The sequence below is a fragment of the Photobacterium sanguinicancri genome (genome assembly GCF_002265265.1).
GTDB lineage: Bacteria > Pseudomonadota > Gammaproteobacteria > Enterobacterales > Vibrionaceae > Photobacterium > Photobacterium sanguinicancri.
Genome location: NZ_NOIF01000286.1, coordinates 1 through 3,756, shown reverse-complemented (window position 1 = coordinate 3,756; position 3,756 = coordinate 1). Strand labels below are relative to the sequence as shown.

Here is a 3,756-nt window from a genome sequence, read left to right as displayed (position 1 = left end):
TTAAATAGTTTGTTTTATGAGCAAATCTATTTAATGAATAAATTTCATCGTGAGTGTTGATGCGAAAATACGCCTCTAACTAAGCATGGCAAACGTTTGCGCAGGGGTGGCGGTGAATGTAGCAATTGAAGAATTCTAAACATAGAAAGAAAAAGATGGATAGAGATAAAAAAACCACGCGAACGTGGTCTTTAAGGTGGAAATACATTAAAGCAGTAAATATTGCGCTAACTACGCTTTTTTAAGTGGAGTTCTTTGCGAAGCTGCTTGATGTAGGCAATACGATCTGTGTTTACGGGTTTAGGCTGAACACGTAGTTGTGCAATAGCCTGAGCTTCATCCTGAGTAACACAGCGACCATTTACTCGATAGTGATCTTCTTTCGTTTCAATAGATGAGCGGGTAAATGCATCTTCTTGAGATTTTGCTAGCGCTTCTCGCGCGATACTTTGGCTAGTTGCGTCCGCAACGACCTGTTGTTGACGAAAAGCAGCGCGGTTAGAAGAGGGGGCTGCTGTGCCTTTTTGGTCACGCTGCTTAATGAAGTCATCTAAATAATCGCTAAAGCTCATAGGTATTCCAGAATGCCTGTTAATCGTTGACACTTTTATCTTAATCGTTTTTTGACTTAACCTCTAGGTTATGTCGCTAACTAATGCTGCTATCTTCCATTTGAGAAACATTTAGCCATGTTCGTTCAAAATCGGCTAGCGGCATAGGCTTACCAAAATAGAAGCCTTGGAATTCTTCTACACCTATGGTTTCCAAAAATTTTACCTGGTCAATGTTTTCAACGCCTTCAGCAACCACTTCAATGTTGAGGTTATGGGCCAGCTCGATGATGGATCGTGTGATCGTGATGCTGTCTTTATTCATAGGCAGCTCTTTTACAAACTCACGGTCGACTTTTAGGATATGTATAGGGAAACGGCTGAGATAGGCGAGCGACGAATACCCCGTACCAAAATCATCAATCGCTATACGTAATCCTAATGCTTGAAGCTTCACCAGTTTATCAAAGGCGGAGCGTACATCTGACATAACGACGCTTTCTGTTATTTCTATCTCTAAATAATGTGGGTCGCAGCCAGATTCGGTGATGGCTTTATGCATAGTATCGACAATATTAGAGTTTAATAGTTGGCGTGCTGAAATATTTAAAGCGTAGTTAAAGTAATGGCCGTTATCTTGCCACTTCTTAAGTTGTATACAGGATTCATAGATAAGTTGCTCGCCGACATCAATGATCAAACCGGAACTTTCTAGAATTGGGATTACTTCATTTGGGGGCTGAATTTTCCCAGAATCGTCGGTCCACCGTAATAGTGCTTCAATACCGCATAGTTCATGGCTGCCCGCTAATACCTTTGGTTGATAGAACAGGGTATAGCGAGAAGTCCCAAGCGTTCTGCGTAGCTCATTTTCTAGATTCAGTAGTTTGTTGCTATCAACGGCCATTTGTTGGGTAAAGAACTTCGCTTGATTACGACCATCTTGTTTTGCACGCGACAGGGCTATATCTGCACGTTTAATGAGACTATCGTGAGTTTTTGCATCTTCAGGATATAGCGCAATACCAATACTGGCACTTAACCATAGTTCTTGGCTGTTTATTGATATTAAACTGCTAATGGTACTTAAGAGTCTGCTCGCCAGTTGCGCTATATTTTCAGGTGTGACTTGTGACTTGATTAGGATAGAGAACTCATCGCCGTCTAAGCGAGCCAGTATATCGTTGTCTCGCAATGCACTTCGGATCCGTTTTGCCACAATAATTAGCACTTGATCACTTAAATCATACCCCAGCGAATCATTAACCTGCTTAAACAAATCAAGGTCAATGTTAATGTTAATAAGCGCAAGTGGCTCATCTGTAATACGGGCTTGTTGCTCCGCACTTTCTAATTGCTGATAGAAAAGCGTGCGGTTTGGCAAGCTTGTAAGAGCATCATAATGAGCAAGTTTATGAAGCTGGCTTTCAAAAAGTACACGTTCTGTAATATCTTTACCTGTTGATATGTAATGGCTGATTTTTCCTCTTTCATTACGAATCGGAGAGATGGTTTTCTCTTCATATAGTGTTGTTTCACCATGTTCTCTAGACACTACGCGGTGAACGGTTTGACCTGTTTTAAGCTGGCTTTGAATGCTACGAACATCATAGAGTGAATCTAAGGCACTCTTAAGTAGTGGTTCCGATTGTGAGCCAATTAATTCTTTTGCTCGCATGCCTGAAAGCTCTTCAAACGAATGATTAACGTATTCAATAATGCCGCGGCAATCGGTGATCAGTACGGTGTCGTCACTCTGTTCAAGTGCTCGTGATAAGCTTTTGAGTTTCAACTCGCGTTTAACCCAAGAAGTTACATCACGGATAGCCAGCAAAATCTCTCTACTATTACTGTATTGGGTTTCTACGCCGATGATTTCGAGGTGTTGTTTTCTGGTTGCAGAGAGCTTTAATTGTGATTTAACTGGCGCTTGGCTGCCCATGCCTGCTGATTGCTTGATTTTATTAATTAAGCTCGTGACTTGTTTTTGGGCTTTAACACCTAGCTCAAGGCTACTGATTGGCTTACCGACGACATCTTCACTGGCGACTTGAAGCATCTGAGCGGCTGCGGGGTTAATTTTGGTAATATGTTGCTCATAATCAAGGGTGATCAGGCCATTGGGTGTATTTCTGACGAGGGTTTCATATTGGTGGGCCTGATCCTCAGATCGTTGTTTTAATTCTCTCTCTTGTTGCAAGCGGCGGGCGAGGTGCCAAGCCATGACGAGACACCCTGATAATAAAGCAACAATTAAAAAACCTGTAAGTGCAAACTTGATGATTCGATCCGGTGTAAAGGAAATCATCGTCACAGCTTGGTTAATATTTACTTTGGAAATGAGCGTCCAAGGCAGATCTGTCCCACCGAAAGGTAAGGTGTAAAGACCATCCTGATTGTTAGTGTTATTAGAGAAAAAACGCGAATAAGTATAAAGGTAGTCCCCAATAATAATCTGTCCTTGCTTGTGGGTTAAAATTCTTTTCCACAGCGTAGGGTATTGAGTGTTGAAGTCTTGCTCTTTGGCTAATTGCTCCATGAAGAGCCATGACGTAGATTCATTCGGACCTAGCAACCAGTTGCCGTTACCATTCACTAACCAACGCTCACTATTTTTCCAGTTGTACTCTTTTTGTATGTGCGATAGGTAGGTTAAGCCAAGGTAGTTAAGAGAAACCAGCCAATCATAACCATTGATAGATATACGAGTGATGAAACGTAGTGTGGGCTTTTTGGGGGACTCAATGATTCCGTTCTCTACGTTTAGGTCAAACTGAGAGGTATATAAACTATCTGGTGGCGACTGGAGTGCTTTCTGAACGTAAGGCCGCTCACTTTTATCTTGTAATTCTGATGCGGGTAAGGCGAGTGCTTGGCCTTCATTATTGTTGACTCGAATAATTTCTTGGCCTTGGCTGTCTAGTAGGCGGACTTGGTCGTAAAAATTACGGGTAGTGATAATACGCTTGAAATCATCTGTGATGATCCGGTGTTCATCCGCAGATAGTGTTTTTTTTATATTGAGTTCTTTGATTTTAAGCGCAAGCAGCTGTAAATCGTCAACAATTGGACTGAAGTGCAACTGCGTCATTTGCATGGAAGACTGTTGCCGACCTAATTCTCGATCTTTTATCCCTTGCTTAAGCTGCTTTATATCTTCGTTGTAAATATAAAGAGTGATTGTTGTGGTAACAACAATCAAGGG

At 41.7% G+C, this 3,756-nt stretch carries 2 protein-coding genes; both read right to left on the bottom strand.

Annotated features, from left to right (window positions below; all coding sequences use genetic code 11):
* Positions 1-227: 227 nt before the first annotated feature.
* A complete protein-coding gene (locus ASV53_RS23175) occupies positions 228-572 on the bottom strand; it encodes a hypothetical protein (protein ID WP_062690502.1) in 345 nt (114 codons plus the stop codon).
* Between the two features lie 76 nt (positions 573-648).
* The coding region (locus ASV53_RS23170) for an EAL domain-containing protein (protein WP_141226300.1) at positions 649-3,756 on the bottom strand (3,108 nt) is incomplete at its 5' end.